The organism is Burkholderia dolosa (genome assembly GCF_902499135.1).
GTDB lineage: Bacteria > Pseudomonadota > Gammaproteobacteria > Burkholderiales > Burkholderiaceae > Burkholderia > Burkholderia dolosa.
In genome coordinates, this window is sequence record NZ_CABVPR010000031.1 from 1 (window position 1) to 19279 (window position 19279).

Annotated in this window: 17 protein-coding genes; 6 read left to right on the forward strand and 11 right to left on the reverse strand. The window is 63.0% G+C overall.

Going from position 1 to position 19279, the window contains the following annotated elements; all coding sequences use genetic code 11:
* The 3 genes from BUB20358_RS15490 to BUB20358_RS15500 all read left to right on the forward strand — a co-directional run.
* Positions 1–736, forward strand: a 736-nt coding sequence (locus BUB20358_RS15490; protein WP_174905085.1) for an IS3 family transposase, incomplete at its 5' end; no start/stop codon positions are given.
* Between the two features lie 676 nt (positions 737–1412).
* Positions 1413–2141: a helix-turn-helix transcriptional regulator gene (locus BUB20358_RS15495; protein ID WP_035974328.1), complete on the forward strand. Its 729-nt coding sequence runs from the start codon at positions 1413–1415 to the stop codon at positions 2139–2141.
* Between the two features lie 295 nt (positions 2142–2436).
* Entirely contained in the window at positions 2437–3030 is a 594-nt protein-coding gene (locus tag BUB20358_RS15500; protein ID WP_006766153.1) for an acyl-homoserine-lactone synthase, read from the forward strand.
* 1059 nt (positions 3031–4089) lie between these two features.
* Here BUB20358_RS15500 and BUB20358_RS15505 read toward each other — a convergent pair.
* Positions 4090–4548, reverse strand: a complete 459-nt coding sequence (locus BUB20358_RS15505; RefSeq protein WP_045552240.1) for a hypothetical protein — start codon at positions 4546–4548, stop codon at positions 4090–4092.
* Between the two features lie 952 nt (positions 4549–5500).
* On the opposite strand from BUB20358_RS15505, the gene BUB20358_RS15510 reads away from it, so the two are divergent.
* Positions 5501–6007, forward strand: coding sequence for a hypothetical protein (locus BUB20358_RS15510; protein WP_123806766.1), 507 nt, complete (start codon positions 5501–5503; stop codon positions 6005–6007).
* Between the two features lie 25 nt (positions 6008–6032).
* Here the strand turns inward: BUB20358_RS15510 and BUB20358_RS15515 are convergent, their stop codons facing one another.
* From BUB20358_RS15515 to BUB20358_RS15525, 3 genes are all read right to left on the reverse strand, one after another.
* A complete protein-coding gene (locus BUB20358_RS15515; protein ID WP_006766151.1) occupies positions 6033–7382 on the reverse strand; it encodes a GlcNAc-transferase family protein in 1350 nt (449 codons plus the stop codon).
* A 39-nt stretch (positions 7383–7421) separates the two neighbouring features.
* Positions 7422–8279 carry a 2-oxoglutarate-dependent dioxygenase gene (locus BUB20358_RS15520; protein WP_006766150.1) on the reverse strand — a complete coding sequence of 286 codons (858 nt, stop codon included), beginning with the start codon at positions 8277–8279 and terminating at the stop codon, positions 7422–7424.
* Between the two features lie 300 nt (positions 8280–8579).
* Positions 8580–11843, reverse strand: coding sequence for an ATP-binding protein (locus BUB20358_RS15525; RefSeq protein ID WP_052688547.1), 3264 nt, complete (start codon positions 11841–11843; stop codon positions 8580–8582).
* A 293-nt stretch (positions 11844–12136) separates the two neighbouring features.
* Between BUB20358_RS15525 and BUB20358_RS15530 the strand changes: the two genes are divergently transcribed.
* Positions 12137–12790 (forward strand): response regulator, encoded by a 654-nt coding sequence (locus BUB20358_RS15530; protein ID WP_035974320.1) that lies wholly within the window; start codon positions 12137–12139, stop codon positions 12788–12790.
* 4 nt (positions 12791–12794) lie between these two features.
* On the opposite strand, the gene BUB20358_RS15535 is transcribed toward BUB20358_RS15530, so the two are convergent.
* Both BUB20358_RS15535 and BUB20358_RS15540 read right to left on the reverse strand, forming a co-directional pair.
* A complete protein-coding gene (locus tag BUB20358_RS15535) occupies positions 12795–13154 on the reverse strand; it encodes a fucose-binding lectin II (RefSeq protein ID WP_035974318.1) in 360 nt (119 codons plus the stop codon).
* Between the two features lie 121 nt (positions 13155–13275).
* Positions 13276–14331 (reverse strand): fucose-binding lectin II, encoded by a 1056-nt coding sequence (locus BUB20358_RS15540; RefSeq protein ID WP_146187091.1) that lies wholly within the window; start codon positions 14329–14331, stop codon positions 13276–13278.
* Positions 14332–15079: 748 nt separating this feature from the next.
* Between BUB20358_RS15540 and BUB20358_RS15545 the strand changes: the two genes are divergently transcribed.
* A complete protein-coding gene (locus BUB20358_RS15545) occupies positions 15080–15334 on the forward strand; it encodes a fucose-binding lectin II (RefSeq protein ID WP_158380435.1) in 255 nt (84 codons plus the stop codon).
* Positions 15335–15412: 78 nt separating this feature from the next.
* Here the strand turns inward: BUB20358_RS15545 and BUB20358_RS15550 are convergent, their stop codons facing one another.
* The 5 genes from BUB20358_RS15550 to BUB20358_RS15570 form a co-directional block, all read right to left on the reverse strand.
* Positions 15413–16111, reverse strand: coding sequence for an N-acetylmannosamine-6-phosphate 2-epimerase (locus tag BUB20358_RS15550; RefSeq protein ID WP_006766146.1), 699 nt, complete (start codon positions 16109–16111; stop codon positions 15413–15415).
* Positions 16108–16662 (reverse strand): pyridoxamine 5'-phosphate oxidase family protein, encoded by a 555-nt coding sequence (locus tag BUB20358_RS15555; protein WP_006766145.1) that lies wholly within the window; start codon positions 16660–16662, stop codon positions 16108–16110. The genes BUB20358_RS15550 and BUB20358_RS15555 overlap by 4 nt, the downstream gene beginning before the upstream one ends.
* Positions 16663–16735: 73 nt before the next feature.
* Positions 16736–17083, reverse strand: coding sequence for a hypothetical protein (locus BUB20358_RS15560; RefSeq protein WP_035974315.1), 348 nt, complete (start codon positions 17081–17083; stop codon positions 16736–16738).
* Between the two features lie 11 nt (positions 17084–17094).
* On the reverse strand, positions 17095–18291 hold the full coding sequence (locus BUB20358_RS15565; RefSeq protein ID WP_035974313.1) for a peptidogalycan biosysnthesis protein: 1197 nt from the start codon (positions 18289–18291) through the stop codon (positions 17095–17097).
* A gap of 7 nt (positions 18292–18298) precedes the next feature.
* Positions 18299–19048 (reverse strand): class I SAM-dependent methyltransferase, encoded by a 750-nt coding sequence (locus BUB20358_RS15570; protein WP_006766142.1) that lies wholly within the window; start codon positions 19046–19048, stop codon positions 18299–18301.
* Positions 19049–19279: the final 231 nt, after the last annotated feature.

A 19279-nucleotide genomic window follows, 5' to 3' on the forward strand; every position in this document is an offset into this window, starting at 1 on the left:
CTACGAAGTGCGGCAACGGCTGCGCGAGCTGGCACAGGAGCGGCCACGGTTTGGCTCACCCCGCCTGCATGTCTTGCTACGCCGGGAGGGCTTGGTCCAGAACCACAAGCGCACTGAGCGGCTGTACCGCGCAGAAGGCCTATCGCTTCGCCTGAAACGTCGAAAGAAACGCCCGAGTCATCTACGCGTGGTCATGCCGACGCCCAGCGGCGCAGACGAAAGCTGGGCGATGGACTTTGTTGCTGATGCGCTGGTGCATGGCCGACGCATACGCATGTTGACGATCATCGACGCGTGGAACCGCGAGTGCCCGCATATCGAGGTCGACTTCTCGCTAACGGGTGTACGCGTGGCGCGTGTGCTCGAGCAATTGCGGCAACGAGGGCGGTGTCCCAACCTGATTCAGGTGGATAACGGGCCGGAGTTCGTCAGCAAGGCGCTCGATGCCTGGGCGCACGAACATGGCGTCAAGCTGCAGTTCATCCGTCCAGGCAAGCCGGTGGAAAACGCGCACATCGAAAGCTTCAACGGCCGACTGCGCGAAGAATGTTTGAACCAGCACGCGTTCGTCAGTCTCGACGATGCACGCATGCGAATCGAAGCGCGGCGCACGGACTACAACTCGGTGCGCCCGCATAGCGCCTTGGGGCAACTGGCGCCGGACCAATTCCGGCAACTGCATCAACCGAAAACCGGCGAGCCCACTAAATTACGAATGGTGTACTCGGCGGGGTAAGGTCAGCTTCGCGCTTACCCAGGTAAATAAAATCAAAGTTTCAGTACGCTGCAGCAAAGAAATTGTGTCAAAAATATGTGCCGACACCGATTAAAAGCAGGCGAATTTCGGCAAGACGAACGTATTCGGATATGGTAAAAATACCCCTAGAAAACTTGTGGTAATCGTCGAAGAACACGATCGCTGCGTCGGCGTGGGCGGATACTAAAACCGGTCAAAATTGCATGTCCCTCTTTCGGCAGTTTGAATCCGGCGACTTGGAATCATCGTGGCGACACGGACTTCATTGCCGCGTTGAGCCGGGGAAAACCCTGCCCCAAAATTGGGCTTGATCGCTTCGGCCGCTGCTCGCAGCGCAAGTTTTACGCCTGCCCGCCGCTGTACGCGGCGCCGGACCCGACGCCGCGCACCGGCCAAAATTCAAGTTAGTCGCCGGATCGCGAGAGATCATGGCAGAAGCCGGCCGCACGCAGGACGATGGCGACTGTCCGCGGCTATCCAGACCCTCATTCCCAGTCCTAACGGATGCTTGCAAGGTTTAAGAAGTACCGTCAATATACGTTTATGCACGCATCTGCGCACCAGCGCGCAAACGTTTTACGTACTACGATATGCATGCAAGCGAGACAGCGGCGTAAGTCCAACGCCGCGTCTCGTGGTTTAAAACGGGGACGATATGATCAGCGACCTTCTTGAACCCGCGCCTACGTTGTCAAACGCAGGCGGTGAAGACGCATGGGCCGACGCCTTGACGGAAATCGGCGCCCAGCACGGGTTTGACTACACCTTGTTTGCCATCCTGCCCCGCCCGGGGCTTGGCTTCAAGGACATCTTTCTGAAGAGCAACTATCCGAAGGAATGGCGAGAAACGTACGATAAGCAGGGGCTTGCGGCGATTGACCCGACCGTCAAGCATATTTTTGGCCAGTCGCGGCCGCTCATCTGGCATGAGAAAACGTTCGCGACCGATTGCGAGCGCGAGCTTTACGACGGCGCGGCGAGTCATGGACTCAGGAGCGGTATTATTTTCCCCATACACGGGCCTCAGCACGAGACCGGCATGCTTGGTTTTGCAACGTCCGACGCCCCGGGCACCGGTGTCTGGCAAGGTCTGTCGGAGCGCCTGCCAATGCTCGGCATGCTGAGAGATGCGGCATTCGAAAGTGCGCAGGCGTTTCTCGTGTCTCACGTCGCGTCCGTCGTGCCGAAAGTGACTCGTCGAGAAAAAGAGTGCCTGAAATGGATGGCATGCGGGAAATCGATTTGGGAAATGTCGAAAATCCTTACGTGTTCCGAAGCGACCATCAATTTCCACATGACCAACCTCCGCAATAAATTCGGCGTTACGTCCCGAGCGGCTCTCGTGTACAAGGCTGCACGGATGGGCTTGCTCGATATGGCCTGATTGCCGCTGACGATATCGGACCCCACTGATTCAGGCCCGCCCCCGGGGCCGTTTACCTTTCCATCGCGCATTTGCTTCGCCATCACCCGTCCATGCGGTATGTGATGCGGTAATTGCTGCCGTTTTGTTAGTGATGGCGTACCACTTATCGCGGAAGCAATATGGGGATTTTATGATGAAAATGAATGGGGAGGGATTAATTGGCGCCTCTTCCTATATGAATCTATAGTTTGGAAAAATTTGGGCTTTGCCTATCGTTACGCTCGTTATCTTAATTATCGAGTGGAGAACAGGTATGGTTCCTACGATTCGTATTGCGCCCCAACGTGACTGGGAAATGAGCGACCTCGTCGATATGTACCGCTTTCGCGCCCGTGTCTTTAGCGATCGAATGGGCTGGGAGGTGAATCGGTTCGGCGACCTGGAGGTCGACGCTTATGACGGTCTGTCGCCTCACTACATGCTGATTCGCGACGAGAGCGAACAAGTGCGCGGCTGTTGGCGTCTGCTTCCGACGGAAGGGCCGTACATGCTGAAGGACACATTTCCTCAATTGCTGCATGGTCAGGACGCGCCGCAGGCACCGGACGTCTGGGAGTTGAGCCGTTTCGCACTGGATTCGAGCGGTAACGAAAGCGCGTTCGGCTTCACCGATTTCGCGATGGAGGCCATCCGCGAGATCATCGCGTTTGGCGAGCGCCGCGGCTTGCGCCAGTACGTGACCGTGACGACGACCGCGGTCGAGCGTCTGCTGCGTCGTACCGGAATCGAAATCCATCGTTTCGGCCCGCCGGTTCGCGTGGGCAAGGAGAACGCCGTTGCGCTGACGGTCGTGCTCGGCGAACAGACTCATACGGCGCTGTTCGGCGAGATGCTCGTCGCTGCGTGACCGCTCGGCGGCCGTCGGTGGCGCGGAGCTGCCGGGCGAGCGAGAGACAGGGGAGGGGAAGCGGAGAGAAGCCGCGCCGGCGGAAGCTGGCGCGGCTTTTTGTCGCATGCTGGGCTACTGCGTCGCGATGGATGCCGGATCGCCATCCACAGGCGTTCGTCGGACGTCACTGGAGCGCCGATCCCGTCAGCGGCGCTCACATTGAACGTGAACATCTGCGGCAGGAACAGGAACTCCTGAAGCGTTTCATACGACGGTTCGTCGTTGTCGGCCGACAACCTCTTCGGATACTTGCCCTTGCCGCCGACCGCGGACGGTGAACCGAGCAACGGGAACGTCGTGGCGCCACGTTAGCCTTTCATCTCGAGCTGATATTCGCGACATGTTGTTTCGGTTGCGGGCGCAATCGAACTGCTCGACATGCACCGCAAGGGTGCGTCAAGCATCGGTTCGAAGCGTTTGGCGGCGCTCGCCGTGCCGGGGTGATTGCTGCACGTCACATCGAGCGCATATCGAAGACCGAGTACTGCTGCATCGATCGTCCCGATCAGCGCGTTGCTGTCCGGCCGACAGTCAGCCATTGCGGCGCGCCATTGTCGGAAAGCTCGACGGCGTCAGCTGGGCTGACGAGCGCGAAGCAATACGGAGGCACTCCGCCTTGCTCGGTAAGTTGCGCTTTCGCTTCCCGGCGGCAGGTCGCGCCTGTCAACCCGACTGGCAGCGTTGCGGGCTGCATCTGCGGAATGGGTGGCGTACTGACGTCGAGCGTGACCGCGTGGGACTCCGCGCTTCGCGGCGCTGCGATACGCGACGGCAAATCGTATCGATGGCGGCATGTACCGGCGATATCGCTGGCATATCGCGCGGCTCGAAGCGTTGACGAGTCGCGCCGGGGCATCGACGTTAGCCTTTGTCGAGCAACGCAGTACGGCGCAGACACGCAGCGCGATGCGCATGCGCGGGCGGCTGCCGACACCATGGACGGCTTCGCTACCGGAAGCGATCAGACCGGCGCCGCTCGAAAGGGCGCCGGCACTTCAAACCGCTGTTGCAAGTCGTCTACGAACGATCGGGTTGATCCGGCAACGCGAACAACGAGAAGTGACAGCTCTTGTCGGTCTGATAGCTCGACGCGTCCGGCTTGACCGTTGACCGGTCATTGCTATCGACGTGCCAGAAAAGGCCCGTGTCCGCGGCCACGCCGCAGAGATTTCCGTCGATTTCGTAGTAGGCGAAGTGGCAGAACGGGTCGATTTCCTCCTTTACGGCGACGATGTAGTTGTTGGAGCCGATCAGGACTCTGCTCAACCAGACGCCGCGCCCAGAAGCGCCCGGCGCGTGGAATTTCAGCGCAAACGTCGGGTGCACAGCCGAAACGTCCAGCGGCTCGAGCAGCAGCGGCGATGCCGTCTGCTGCGTGTCCTCGGTCGCGGCGAGTTTCCCGTCGCTTTGTACTTTCAGCCATTTCCTCGGGGTTGAGGCCTGCACAGCGTAGTAACCGCTTTTCGGTAAGCTCATCGATTTTCTCCCAGGTAGGTAGCACGAACGGGTAGCGCTGCGGCGAGTGGAAGCTGCAGCGGACAATAACCACCCGTCTCAAGTGTTGGCGATGTACGCAGGCGCCGCTACTCAAGGAATGGATAGTTGTGCATGCCGAGTCGCTTTGCTTGCGTGCGCAGATGCGAGAAGCGTGAACAGATCGACGGCCACGCAACGATCATCGCGCTTTGATTCGGCACGGCGAGCACGCAATCGATGCGCCGTCGCGGATCCGATATACGTGACCCGTTCGAAAAAAATCCGGTGCGCGGTCGCATTGCACGACCGCCGCACCGGCAACGCCTGGAGACCTGGCTTTTCAGCGGCGCCCCGAGATCACCGGGAGCGTGAAGCGAAGCCGCCGGCTCCTCGAGAATCGGAAGAGCGGCAGCGTCCGGCACGAGCGCGCGCCGGACATGGAAGAAAAAGGCGAGCAGGGGTATTGCTCGCAAAGTCCCTTGGCGGCACGAGGAGGCCAAGGGAGAGCACTCGAGAAAGCGGCGCGTCGATCGCCGCCGAAGGACTTCCGGCGTGGAGCTGCACGATTGCCGGTAATCGCGAAATAAAAGAGCGGGCGGGGCGGGCCCACCCGCGAATCGTCCCGCCATCCGAGGTCACGGTAAAAGCGGCGGAACGTTGAAGTGCCGCAAGCCTGCATACCGTCCATGGACGCCGCGATGACTGTCACCTGCATGATGTTCGGCTTCGTGAATTCGTCTTGATGCACGGCGGCAACGGCGACGATGCTAAAGATCCCTGATCGATTGCCGGCCGCCGGTCGATTTCCTGTAACGGCAATTCTGCGCGATACATCGACGACGCGACACTATATGAAGCGATAGGTAAGGTATCCGTTGAAACACAGCAAAGAATGAGGGCGAGCGTTTTTGCCGTCGCAAAGCGCGCCGAGGAACGTTGTACGCGCGGTCGTTTGGAACGGCCATGGTGCGCGCAGAACGACGGCGCGTCGCCCATTGCGCGCCCGCGTGAAAATGGGCCGATTCTCATTGATGTCTCAAGGTTATCGGCCACAATAGGTCTCGTGAAGCGGCGCGAGGGAGAGAGCGGTATGGACAACCAGTCGATCCGAAATCGATGCATGCAGGAGGAAGTGTCGCGCATCGTCAGGCACCTTCCGAAGCGGCTGCGCAGGCGCAAGGCCGGGCCGACCAGAGCCGACGACGCCGCACGCGACCGCGACCGCGACCGCCGCGGTGGCGGCATCGGCGCTCAAGAGCTGCCCGCATGGGCGCAGCCGCTCTGCGGCGGAATCACGGAAGCTCAGTCCGCGAGCATCAATGCACTGCGCGAACGCGACATCATGCTCCGGCATCTTTTGACGGTGTTCGGCCCGGACTGCATCGTCAACGTCGTGTCGGGCCGCGTGCGCATCGTGCACGAAACGGCTACCGAATGGTTCGACTTGCCGTCGGTCTGAGCCGTTTCCGTGCGACGTGGCCGCACTACGCCGCGATTCGTCGTTCGACCGTGGCGAGCGGCGCCTCACGATCGCTCAACAACTCGAGCGTATAGCGGAGCGGGACGCGATCGATGCTGCACATGAACGGCCACAAGTGCTCGAACCAGCCGGACGCGACGCTGTTTCTCAGTGCATCGCCCGATATCGCGTGAACGTTCAGTTCGGCATCGTTCTGGTCGAACACGCGCAAGCGCGCCGAAGCGGCGGTTTCGCAATGGCGCAGATCGCTTTGGTGCAGACAGATGCGAATGTCGTTGGAGCGTTGCAGCGATTCGAGCCATTCGCTTTCCGGCAGCGTGTGCCGGTTGTCGGCGACGGGCGCAGTCCCTTCCAGTGCCGCGCGATGTACGCCGCGATGCGCGAAGCTGATGCCGGCATAGCGCTCGTAGTCGGTCACGCTACGGACGTTGCCGAATCCGTAGCGGCCGGGATCGATGTGCTCGCCGCCGGCCATCCCGAACAGAGATAGAAACCGCTTGCGGCTTTCCTGCGCGCGGTCCCACCATCCCCTTTCCACATGACCGTCGCGCTTCGCTTCGTCATTGTGGTCGCCCCAGATCTTCGGTCGACGATCCGGGCGCGCGTACTCGTGCCACAGAATCAGCACGTTCGGATGGTAGAAGTCGTAGCCGTACGTGTACGCCCGCACCGCGATCGACATTTCTTCGCCGTAAAAGAAGTAGTTCGGATCGTGCTGCACATCGACCGCGAACGATCCGTCGGCAAACGCGAATCCGGCCGCGTAGAACCGGCCGCGTACGGGCCGCGCGCGTTCCGAGTCGGCGATATACCGCGTATTCAGCATCGGGAAGCCTTCCCACGTGAATCGCTCGAACGTCATCACGGTCGGCCACATGATCCTGCTGGCCGGATCGTCGTGCGGATCGAAGTCGGGCGGGTAAGTGGTGAGGACGGGCTTCGGGCTCTCGGCGCGCAAGCTCTCGATCATGTCGACGAGCAATGCGTCCCAGTCCTTGACGAAGCGATGATGCGAGTCGAGCTGCAGCGTGTACGTTTCGTTGCGGTAACACTGCTGAATGAGGTTGCGCGCCCAGCAGACGCCTTGCGACCTGAAATGCGGGACGTCGATCAATTCCACCGTGGCGCCGTTCAGACCCAGCACGCGCAGCGTGAAGCCGGCAGCCGTTTCAACGCTGTACAACGCAAATCCGTGCCGCAGGAATTCGTCGATCGTCTCGTCCGGCGCATGCTGCCAGCAGACGACGATGCGCAGCGCCTCCGGACGCCGCGATTGTTCGATCAGATCGATCAACGTGGGGATCAGTTGCGGATCGCGATAACTGGCGATCTGGACGAAGATGTCGTGACTCATGGGATAGCGGATTCCGGTTCGAAGATTGAAGACGGTCGGTCAGACGTACGGGCGCTCCCGTACCCACTTCGTCATGATCCATTTTTCGCCGTCGCGTACGGGCGCGCCGGCATGCAGCGTGGCGGGATCGAGCTGGCGCAGGCGATTCATGTAGCGGAAGTAGACGGCGTCGCCGCGGCGGGGCACCACTGAAATGCCGGCCTCGGGAAACACCGTTTCTCCGCCGGACGGCACGTCGTTCAGGTAGACGATCAACGTCGCGACACGCTGCCCGCCGGTTCGAACGTGGGTGAGCGATCCGGCCGCCGTCGGCTGGAAGTAGTCATAGTGCGAACGGTATTCGCCGCCCGGCGTATAGCGCAGCACCTGCAATCCCTCGCCGTTTTCGACCGGACAGTTCATCAGTGCGGCCAGACGGGTTTCGATTCGACGGATCAGCGCGTCTTCGCCATTCTGGAACCACGTGCCGTGGCTCGTTCGATGACGAATCACCTCCTGCGTACCCGTTTCGGCATTGACCGTCGTGGATTGTTCGAGCTTGTGCATCGATCGCTGGATCATCTCGTCGCACTCGTCCTGGTCGAGGACGTTGCCGAAGACGACGATTTGCGGGCGCTCGCATCGGATCAGTACCGGGATGCGGCGATCCGCGGCGTCGATGACATTCCCGACCGCGATTGGACACGCGTCGTACTGATACTCGCCGTACTTGCGCACCGGCATCGCCGCTTCGACGCCTCGCATGTCGCCGTGATCGGCGACGGTGGTTTCCAGCGCGACTTTGGCTTCATCGGAACCGAAGCCTGCATCGACCATCATCTCGATCATCGATTCGGGCGTGCAACCCCGGCTCTTGTTGTGTATTACCCAGGTTCGCCAAGATTCGTCCAACAACACAGGTGCCTCCGTATCGACTGCGCTGCACGATCATTGCACGAACAACGAGCCGGGAAACCTATAAGAACTTGGAGTACGCGCGGAGGCGGCACCTTGACGCGATACGCGCCGGCGATGTGCAGTCAGACCGTGCAGAGCCGGCGCACGTGCCGCGCCGCGGCATTGCAATGCGTGCAGCCGTTATGGATGACGCGGCGAGTTGCCGCACGCGCGATGCGCACGGCGGCCGGTAACGCCGTCTGGCCTCGCGGTCGAACGCGCGGAGCGTTTCGCCGGCGAGGCAGCCGACGCGCCGGCGCTTCAGCCGTCGGCTCGGCACGCAAACGCATCGAGGACGGCGCACAGACGGTCGAATTCGTCGTTTGCCTGCGCCCACGCGCCGTCGATGCAGAGCGTCTGCAGCGCGACGCAATGCGCAGCCTCGGCGTCGAGGCCGACCGCGAGCAGCGCGCCCTGCAGCCGATGCAATCGCCGTCGGCTGCGGTCGCGATCGCGCTGCGCGAACGTTTCCCTGATTCCGTCGCGCTCGTGCGGCCAGCTTTGCGCGAACGCTTGCTGCAGCGCCGCATCGAGCGCGCTGCTGCGAGGCGGTCGGTCACCGGTGTCTGCCTGGCGGCGCGACTCGTCCGGAACGCGCGCAACGGCGGGCGCTTTCGTCAGCACGTCGCGAAGTTGGGCGAGCAGGACCGGCTTGCGCAGCACGTGCGTGAACCGGCGCGCCGTTTCCGGCGACAGATCGCTCGAGCCGGCTGCCGTCGTCGCGACGACGAACGCGTTCGGCCGGCGCTTGCGGATCTCGTCGAGCAATCCCGCACCGTCGAGGTACGGCATGCCGACGTCGGTCAGTACGATGTCGGCTTCGCGCTCGCACCAAAGATCGAGCGCTTCCCGGCCGTCTTTCGCGATGCGAACCGACGTATAGCCCAACGTGCGAAGCTGGTCGGCGATCAGCACGCGGTTCACGGGGTCGTCCTCCGCAACGAGCACGTCGAGCGACTCGCCGCCGTTCGGCTGCGACGAGGCGGCCGCGTCGGAGTCGGCCGCCTGTCGTTCCGCAAGCGTGAGCAGCGCGGCGAGCAGCGCATCGGTCGAATACAGCGACACGTTGATGATCGTGCCGTTTCGCTCCGGCGTGAGCGGCCCGTCATGGGCGACGCGGATCGTGCCGCGCAGCGGTTGCGTCGATGCGGCGGCCGGCGGCACGCGAGGGTCGGGGCCGGCGATCAGTATGTCGGGACGCGTTGCGCTCGGCGCCGCGCACACGCGTGCGCCCCAGTGTTCGAGCCTGCCCGACCACATCGCGACGAGCCGTGCATCGTCGGCCGCGACGGCCACCGAGATGTCGCGCAGCGGCGCCGGCGGCGCTTCGTCCGCCGACTCCAGCATACGCAACGGCACTTCGATACCGAACGTGCTGCCGACGTTCGGCTCGCTTTGCAGCGTGATCCGGCCGCCCATCAATTCCGCGAGATTGCGGCACAGGAACAGCCCGAGGCCCGTTCCGCCGAAGCGGCGGCTGATCGACGCATCGGCTTGGACCAGCGGCTTGAATACCATCGCCTGCAGCGCCGACGGGATGCCGATGCCCGTATCGGCGACCTCGATGCGCACCCACAGGCGGTCGTCGTGCCGGTCGAGCAGCGTCGTCGAAACGGATATCGTCCCGTGCTGCGTAAACTTCGCCGCGTTGCTGACCAGGTTCTGCAGAATCTGCATCAGCCGTTGATCGTCGCCTTCGAGCAGCCGATCGAGCGCGGGGTCCGTATAGCAGTGCAGCGCGACGTTGTGAGCGAGAATCGTCGGCGCGAAATGCTGAGCGCAGTATTCGGCGATACGGTTCACGTAGATCGGCAATGCGTTGACCGTCAGCGCGTTCGCTTCGATGCGCGTGGTGTCGAGCAGGTCGTTGATCAGCGACAGCAGCGAATCGAACGAGCGGCGAATCAACCCCACTCGTTCGCGCTGGCCGGCGTCGAGCGACGTGTTCGACAGGAGCTCGAGATGGCCCGTGGCGCCGTGCAGCGGTGTCCGGATCTCGTGGCTCATGATCGCGAGAAAGATGGATTTCTCGCGGTTCGCGCGATCGGCGGCGCGGCGCGCATCGATCAGCATGGCCTCCGTCGTCTTGCGCTCCGTGATGTCGACGAGTCCGAACAGCAGCGCATCGCGCCCGCCGAAACGCGTGGCCGACGACGCGGCGCCGATGTACATTTCGCCGCTGGCCGTCTTCCACGGAATCTCGAAGAAGCTGTGGCCGGTATTGGCTCGATCGGACGAAACGGCCATGCTCTGTTCGCGCGCGCGCGCGACGGCCTCGTAAAACTCGACGTGCGGGCCCGCATCGCCGAACAGGTGCCGGGCGACCGCATTTTCGAGGATCACGCTGCGGCGCTCGGGGTCGAACACGGCGATGCCGACCGGCGCCGTGTCGATGATCGACCGGTTGAACTCCTCGGCCTCGACGAGCTTCTTCGCGTCGCGTTCGAAGGGTTGCGCGACGCGTCGGTCGAAATATCCGACGCCGGTCCACAGCAGCGCGAGTGCGCCGATGCAGAGCAATACGGCAGCGGCGATTTCGCCGCGCATGCCGCCCACGACGTCCGTCCAGTCGAACGCATAGACGGCAAGCCAGTCGGGGCCCGCGATGCGCTGCGCGACGATGAACGTCAGCCCGTCCCGGAGCAGCGTCGTGCCGGTTGCGACGGCCTGAAGCCGCGGCGCCTGCGCCTGTACCGCGGCGAGCAGTGCGGCGTCGCGTGCCGACGTCGGGCCGGCGCCGAGCGGCAGAAAATGCTTGCCGGCCAGCACAAAGAAGCCCTCGGGACGCGACGCGTCGAGAAAGTAGTGGAGAAACTGGTCTCGCGGCACCCGGCCGACGATCGTGGCGACACGCTCGCGGCCATGGAAGATCGGCACGACGATTTCGGCGAGCGCCCGCTGCCGCACCGGATCTTCGAGCGCGATCCATAGCGGCCGGCTTTTCCGCAGTTGCGCTTCCGATTGCGATTGCAGCCGATCCTCGATGGGGTCGGCGTTCGCGTGGATGAACGTGCGCGCGTCCTGCTCGAGATCGTCGGGCGTCAGGAACGGCGCCGTGACCGGCGCGGCGGCCAGTATCGTGCGGTCCGACGAGTAGACGAATCCGGACACCGTGACGCCGCGGCGAATATCGAACACCGGGTCGGCAGAAATGCGGCGTACGATGTGAAGCATCGTGCTCAGTCGACCGCGATCGTCGGCGTCCGGCTGCGTCCCGACGAGCAGGAACGGCGTGACTGCCAGGTCGGAGCCCGTCGTCACGATGCCGTGATGGTCGCGCAGCGCCTGTCGATAGCGGTCGAGCGGAATCGCTTCCTGATTGTGAAAAGCCCAGTTTCCCTCGTAGAGGTCCGCCATGTTCATCAATCGCGACGACAGACGCACCACTTCGGCCTGCGCGTGTTCCTGGTTGCGCACGAGCGTGTTCTGACGGGCTTCGAAGAAGCGCGTCACCGCGCTGCCGACGAACAGCGTGGCGCCGCCGCCGATCGTCGCCGACAGAAGGACGGCGAATCCATAGAGCACGCGGCGGTGAAAGCGTGCAGTTTGGGCGAGCGATCGTTGCCGTCCGGACACGTTTGACCTCGGTGATGAGCGTAGGCGCGCGATGCCGGCGACAGTCGTCCTTCACCGGGCGCGATGCGCGACGAGTGTACCGCAGCGGGAACATCGCGCCTCGTCGATTGGGAAATCGCCTATAGAAAAGTATAGGGCTCGCCTATTCCGCTAGTGGCGAAAAGGTAAATAATGGACACTGAGCGATCGGCGGAAGACGCGTCTTCGTCGTTCAACACGCTGGCATATCGGTGCGAGGAGCCATGAAAAGGATTCGGGTTGCTGTGGCGGACGATCACCCGATCGTTCTCGTCGGGATAAAAGGCATCTTGATGGATGCGCCCGATATCGAGGTGTCGTTTCTGGCAGACAACATCAAGACGCTGCTTGAGAAGGTGAGGGAAGAGCCGATCGACGTGCTCGTATGCGACTACGAGTTCGAGGACGACAAGGAGGCGGACGGCCTCAATCTGCTGCGCCGCCTGATCCAGCTCGTTCCCGATACGCGCGTCCTCTTTCTGAGCTCGCACTCGGCGACGCATATCGTGTCGGCGGCGCTGGCGGGTGGAGCCGCCGGGTTCATCGGCAAGTCCAAGGCGGATTTCGCGGTGCTCGCGGATGCGATTCGACGCGTACACGGCGGCGAAACCTATATTCCGCCGTCGATCGCGACGGAAATTCTCGCGAACGTCTTCAGCAGCCGTACTCGCCAGACGACCGGCGTCGACACGTTGTCGCCCCGCGAGCTCGAAGTCGTTCGCCTGATCTGTGCCGGTCATTCGATCGCCGAGATTGCCGAGCGCGTGTGCCGGAGCCCGAAGACGATCAGCAATCAGAAGAACGCAGCGATGCGCAAGCTCGCGGTGCGCAACGACGTCGAACTGGCGCGCGCTGCGCGGGACCTCGGCATCATTTAGTCGTTTATTTCAGCGGACCGTTGAATACGACCAGCGCATCGTTGAAGAGCTGGTGCGTATCGTTTTTCCCCGACGCACCGGCGACGACACAGCCGAGCGAACTCAACATGTCGCGCACGCTGATCGACGAACTCGCGCCGTCGCTCGTGACGTCGAGCGTGACCTTGCCCGACGCACCGGTGGAGAAAACGTAGGTTCCGAGATTGCTCGTGACGCTCGCGGCGCTGCCGACGAATTGCTGACCGTTGGCGTTGCCGCCGTCGATATGAAGCGTGACGGTCTGGACGACCGGCGAGTTGACGAGGACGGTTGCGCCGTAGCGCGTGTTCGGCTGAAGAGAGATTTGCGTATTCGAAGCAGACATGAAAAGCCTCCTGAAACGTTGTTGACTTGCACCGCGGCGAGTTATCGGACGGCTACCGGGCGACGCCGGCACGCGCGGAACGCCGCGCGCGCTTCGCGCGGCGTCCGGCGCGTCGCTGGACTCAGCGCAGCGGCCAATTGAAGAAGACCAGCGCGTCGTCGTAGGCGTTGTCGCCATCGGCGCCGTTGTAGATCGCAATCACGCCGATGTAGGACCGCTTCGTCGGTATGTCTTTCTGGCCCGCGTGGAACAACGACGTCTTGCCGCCGGCCGACGCTTTCAGCGTGACCTTGCCTTGCGCCTTCGCGGTCAGCACGACCGTACCCTGATTGACGTCGCCGCTTCCCGTGCCCGTGATCTGATAGGCCGGCTGCGCATCGTCATCGAGGTAGACCGCGATCGTCTGCTCGACTTTCGAATTCAGCAGCACCGTAACGGCGAACTGCGTTCCGGCCGGCACGTGGAACGGGTGCTCGCCCTTGTTCGGATCCGGGGTAGGGCTCGGAGTCGGCGTCGGGCCGGGGCTCGGTGTCGGATGCGGGCTAGGCGTCGGGCCGGGACTCGGCGTCGGATTGGGGGTGGGCGTCGGGCTGGGACTCGGCGTCGGATTGGGACTCGGCGTCGGGCTCGGACCGGGTGCGGCGGATGCCACCTTGAACACCCAGATGTCGCTTGTCGCACCGTTGGCGGAATCGGATTTCAGGGAGGCGGGCCGCCCCGTGCCGTGGGTCAGGAACAGATATTGGCCTTCGCCGGCTTTGGAATTGCCTGCCTGGAGGCGAAACTGCGAGTCGGTCGACAGGCCGTCGCCGCCGCTCACGACGATCGGTACCCATATGAAGCCGGGATCGGCGACCTGGAACGGCGCGATCGTGACTTGCTGACTTTCAGTCGCGTACAAATAGCCCGACGTCGTCTTCAGCAGCATGCCCTTGCTCGTCGATACCTGCCCCGATTCGCCGTTGTAGCTCTCGATTTGCCACAGGCTCGTCGTGCCTCCTGTAATCGACGCATCGCTTTGCAGGTACGTGTTCGAACCGTTGCCGATGCTCATGTCCACGACCCATACGCTGTCGCCGTAGTTGATAGGATTTCCCATGTTCTCTCTCTTCGTGAGGTGATCTGTTCGACCGATCGTCCAGATTCGACAAGCCAACTGACCCGCGTTCGCAATCATCGGGATCGCGCCGTCGATTCGCGCGATGCCGCACGGGTTGCCGGCTCGAGCGCGGCATCCGCCGACGCCGACGCGTACCGTCTCGCTCGACTGTTCGGTCCGCACCGGGCAATGCGTTGCACGATGACGGGCGCCGCTCGTCGTGGCAGCGCTGAATCGTGCGATATAAGGCCCGTGAAGGCGTTCGCGTCGAAACAGCGTGTCGACTCAGCCATATGCAGCCTACAGGCGGGGTGGGTGTGTGCGTACCTATCGCTTCTTATAGGAGACGCGGCGCGCGCGACGTGACCGCGCGCTTGATGGATGGCGAACGACGGGCATCAAGCACGATGCCGGCGCTCGGCACACGCACGCGGCGCGATCGCGCGACAAAAAAATCCCCCGGCGTTGGAGCTGAACGCCAGGGGACGAAACGAGAAACCGCTGAGGACAGTTTCTCCGTGCGAGCCGACCAGTGCATCTGTCGAGCAGGCGCGTCGTCGGTCGACGGCGGCCGGCGCTCGCGAATCGCTCATGCGTGTGGTTGCGTGTGTCGGCCGCGCGCGCCTTTCGCAGAGAATTGCTCATCGCGGAAAGCTTGCCGGCACCGTATGCGCAAGTATTCCAGCGATCGTGAAATCCATGGATGGGCGGCGGCGTATTTGCCGATAGGCGACGTCCCGGTGCGTGTCGGCGCGACGCACTTCCCGCTACACGACCATTGGCGCTCGAGCCGAGCGGGCGATGGCCGTGCGCTGTCCGGTTTCCGATGCCCGTCCACGTGGCGCACGTGCATCAGGCGACCGCCGGCGATCAGACCGGCGACAGCGTGATGGGCACGACGCAGCAGGCGTCCGGCTCGGGCAACGTCCGCATTACCGTCACGTCGAACGGCAAGCTCACGCCGATCAAGTCGACGCAATCCAGTATCGACTCGAACCTGAACTGGGGGATCGTCGGCGTACCGGATGCGAATGGCCACTACAACGACTGCGTGGTCTTCCTCAACTGGCCGATCAAATAAGAGAGGCGCGGCGTCGATCGCCGCGCGAATGCGCTGGCGCCGGAACGCAACCCGGCGCCGACGCATATTGTTGCGCGATTACCGGGACACGGAAATCATCGCTTGCCGATAAGTGGCGGTGATCGACTGCGGACGCGTGATCGCACTCCCTACCACGACGACGTCTGCGCCGAGCTCGAGCACGCGCGCCGCATGTGCGGGCTGGCCGATGCCGCCTTCCGCAACGAGCGGACATCGTGTGGTGGCGGCCCTCAACGCACTGAAGTGAGCGAAGTCGTGGTCGGACAGACGTCGTCCCGCCGTATCCGGCGTATAGCCGTATGCAGCACTCGAAATGCAGTCGAAGCCGATTTCCTGCGCACGGATTGCTTCGGCGACCGTCGCGATCTCGGCCATCAGCAGCAGCGACGGATACCGCTCGCGAATGCGCGAGAAGAATGCGTCGAGCGTGTCGTCGTCGGGCCGGCGCCGATCGGTCGCATCGAGCCCCGCCATTTGCGCGCCTGCGGCCACGATCTCGTCGATCTCGGTCATCGTTGCGGTCAGCGCGATATCCGAGCCGGCATACCCGCGCGTCACGACGCCGATCAGCGGAAGCTCGACGCACGCGCGAATTCGTGCGATATCGTCGCCTCCGTTTGCCAGTACGCCGGCCGCGCCGCCTTCTGCCGCGGCACGCGCCATCGCGCACATATGGTCGCTTCCGTGCAGCGGTTCGCCGGGCAGCGCCTGGCACGACACGACGAGACCGCCTTTTATGCGTGCGAGCAACGTCATTTCACTTGCCCTCCGGTACGACGAAGCGCGTCGGCGACCGACGCGAGCGACGGGACGGCGACGCGCTGATCGTGTTTGTCGATCAGCCATCGATCGATATCGAGCAGCCATAACCGCTCGACGGTCAGCTCGTAAAAGCGCCGCTTGCCGTCGCCGCGAAAGTCGTCGAGCGGAAGCATCCATTCGTGTCGGGCGGCGTCGTCGACGAAGTTGCGCGCGTAGTAGTGCTCGTGGAAAACCGCCAACTCGTCTGCCGGGATGGCGCGGCACGTTCCTTCCAACTGCAGGCCGTCGAGGCCGAGCGGCGACTCGTGCGTCAGATCCGTCCGGAAGATCGATGCGGTGGCGCGCGCGTTCGATTCGATATTGCGCGAATGACGTGCGTCGCGCATCGAGTACCAAACGACGTGGATCGACGCGTCTTCCATCGGCACGTAGTTGACCGTCGACGCCCACGGCTCGCCGGCCGGCGATACGGTGGCGAGCGTCGTGAATCGCGCGGATCCCAGCAGGAATGCCGCGCGGCGGAATGCGTTTTCTGTATCGGACATCGGTATTTCCGGTTGCAGCGGCAGTCCGGCCGGCGGATGCGAAGCAGCGCCGGCCGGACTGCACGCGTCGTCGTTACGCCGCGCTCGTCGTGCGGCGAACCGGCGCGTCGTTCAGCAGGCGGGCCTCGAGGATCTCCCACCAGTCGTCTTGCTCGACGCGACGCTGCTCCCATGCGGGATCGTGCGATCGTGCGGAAACGGCGGATCGATACGCGCCCCACGCAGCCTCGTCTTCGAACGAGATCGAATGCTCGAGCGAATGGACGTCCTGGCCGATCGTACGCACGTACCAGCGCGGGTCGACGGCCATGTCCAGACCGCCGTAGAACCATGCTTCGCGCTCGCTCAGCCAGTTCCAGAACGCCTTCATGTCGCGGCGCGCTTTCGTCGTGGGTTTGAGGACATACACCAGATGAAGCATTTCAATCTCCTTCAATAAGTTTCGACGTCGAACAGGTTCCATTCGGGGCTGAGATGGCTTTGAAACTCCCGACGAAATTCCTGAACGAGCGTGTGGTTGTGAAGCGTGACGGCGTCCTGGTTCAGCCGCGATCCGTCGCTCAGCGCGACCACGGCGGCGAGCGGCTCCAGTTGCGCGCCGCGTTTCGCCTTTGCCTGCAGCGCGGCGATCGATAGCCGCACTTCGCTGAACCCTTGCGCTGCCGCGTAGTCGAGCGGCGCGTAATAGCAGAGGCAGAAATATCGGAAGTCCTTGTCGGCGATCGCATAGTTCGACCCGAAGTAGCGCGCATGCAAGGACCGGCCGAAGCGGTAGAAGAGCGTGAGGCCGACGACTTCGTCGCCACGCATGGCGACCGCCGCGATCGCCGAGTCGATGACGCCCGATTTCCGCTGGCCGGCCAGCATTCGGCGCATCCATTCGTTGCTCGGCGCGCTACCGTGACGCTCGCGATTTTGTGCGATCAGATGGGCAGCGACGGCCTCCAGTTCGTCGTCGATCGGCCGCCATTCGATATGGTTTCCTTTGCGTTCGAAAGCGGCGATCTCGGCGTTAGCGGAGACGCGGTCGTGAGTCCTCCAACTGGCTATCATTTCATGCAGTCCGCCGTGCGGGACCGGCGTCGCGGCCTCCGCCGTGTGGAGCACCAACGCTGCATTGGGCAGACTGCCGACGAGTTCCAGCGCGGTCGGCAGCGGCACATAAGGCACCACGATGCCTGCGCGATCTTGTGCCGCGGCGCGATCGACGGCCGCATGGAGGAGGTGCTTCAGCGCCGCGGCCTTTCGATGCCCCGATACGCATGCGATCTCGTTGTGCGTCGACCGTCGTCCGCCGAGCCACAGAAAATCGCGCTCCCACGGGCCCGGGATGTTCGCGAACAGTTCGGCGGCGCAGAAGAGGCCGGACGTGCGTTCGCCGTCCCATAGCGCGCAGCCGGCCAGCAGGCCGGTGGGCCCGCGCACGGTCAGCAGCGGTGTATCGCCGAGTGCGTGATCGAGCGACGCGAGCCATCCCCAGCTGTTGAAGAAATCATGGTCCGAAACGAGGGCGTCCCATTGATGCCTGTCGACGTCGGCAGTGGACGCCAGCGCTTCGGCTCGCAGCGCGAGGTCGCCGGTTTGTCCACCGCGCGCGAGTTCGAGGTTGCCGATTTCAGCGACGAGCATATCGACCTCATGCAAGGCGGCAATCCATCAGAATGGAGTGCGGTTTCCGAAGGTAGGCCTTCAGTTCTTCCGGTGCGGTGTCGACGCTTTGCATGCCGGGCGGCACCGGGTCTTTCCAGTCTACGGAGGCGAAGCCCGCAGCCTTCAGCGCGCGTTCGAACGCGGCGACCGACCAGTACCATGCGGAAACGTTTGCCTCGTAGTGCTGGCGGCACAGTTCGAGGCACACTTCACCGCCTTCGGTGTACGGATCGTCGTTCGCCGCGCGCAGGCGGAAACCATACGGCTCGTAGTATTCCGGCCGCGGTTCGTACGCAGGATGGATCGGCAGCGTGACGAGACGGCCGCCGGGGCGCAGCAGTTTGCCGATCCGCGCGCACATCGCGTGCAGCATCTGCTCGGTCGACGCATACGGCAGAACGTACACGGCCAGCACGAGATCGAACTGACGATCGAAGTTCGGCGTGAGCGCGGTCGTGAATTCGATGCCGAGCCGCTCCTTCTCTTCGCGTCGCTGCGCGTATCGCAGCATGCCGCCGGCTTCGTCGTAGCCGACCACGCGTCGTGCGCCGCGCGCTTTCAGCATGCGCGAATAGAACGCCGAACCGCATCCGAAATCGAGCACGTCGAGTCCCTGTACTCCGCCAAGCAGTTGCATCACGCTCGGGATCTCGATGTCTCGTCTAAACGGCCATGACGACATGTCCTCGTAAAGGTTCGCGAGGTCGTCGAACTGGCTCTCATGAATCTGCGTCATTGCAGGTCTCCTATGAAATGAGCGGCCATTACATCACCGCTGTCGACGCAAAAAACCTGAAAGGTCGTATAGGTGACGTGTCCGAAGAACTAGTGAAAACAACCGCGACGCGCATTGAGCGGCGAACGGCAACGCGCGTTGCGCAGATGCGTGATGCGGGCCCGCGCACGGGTTGCGCGCAATAGTCGTATCGGGGTCCCTATCATTTGAAATGCTTGAATTAGGGCGCGA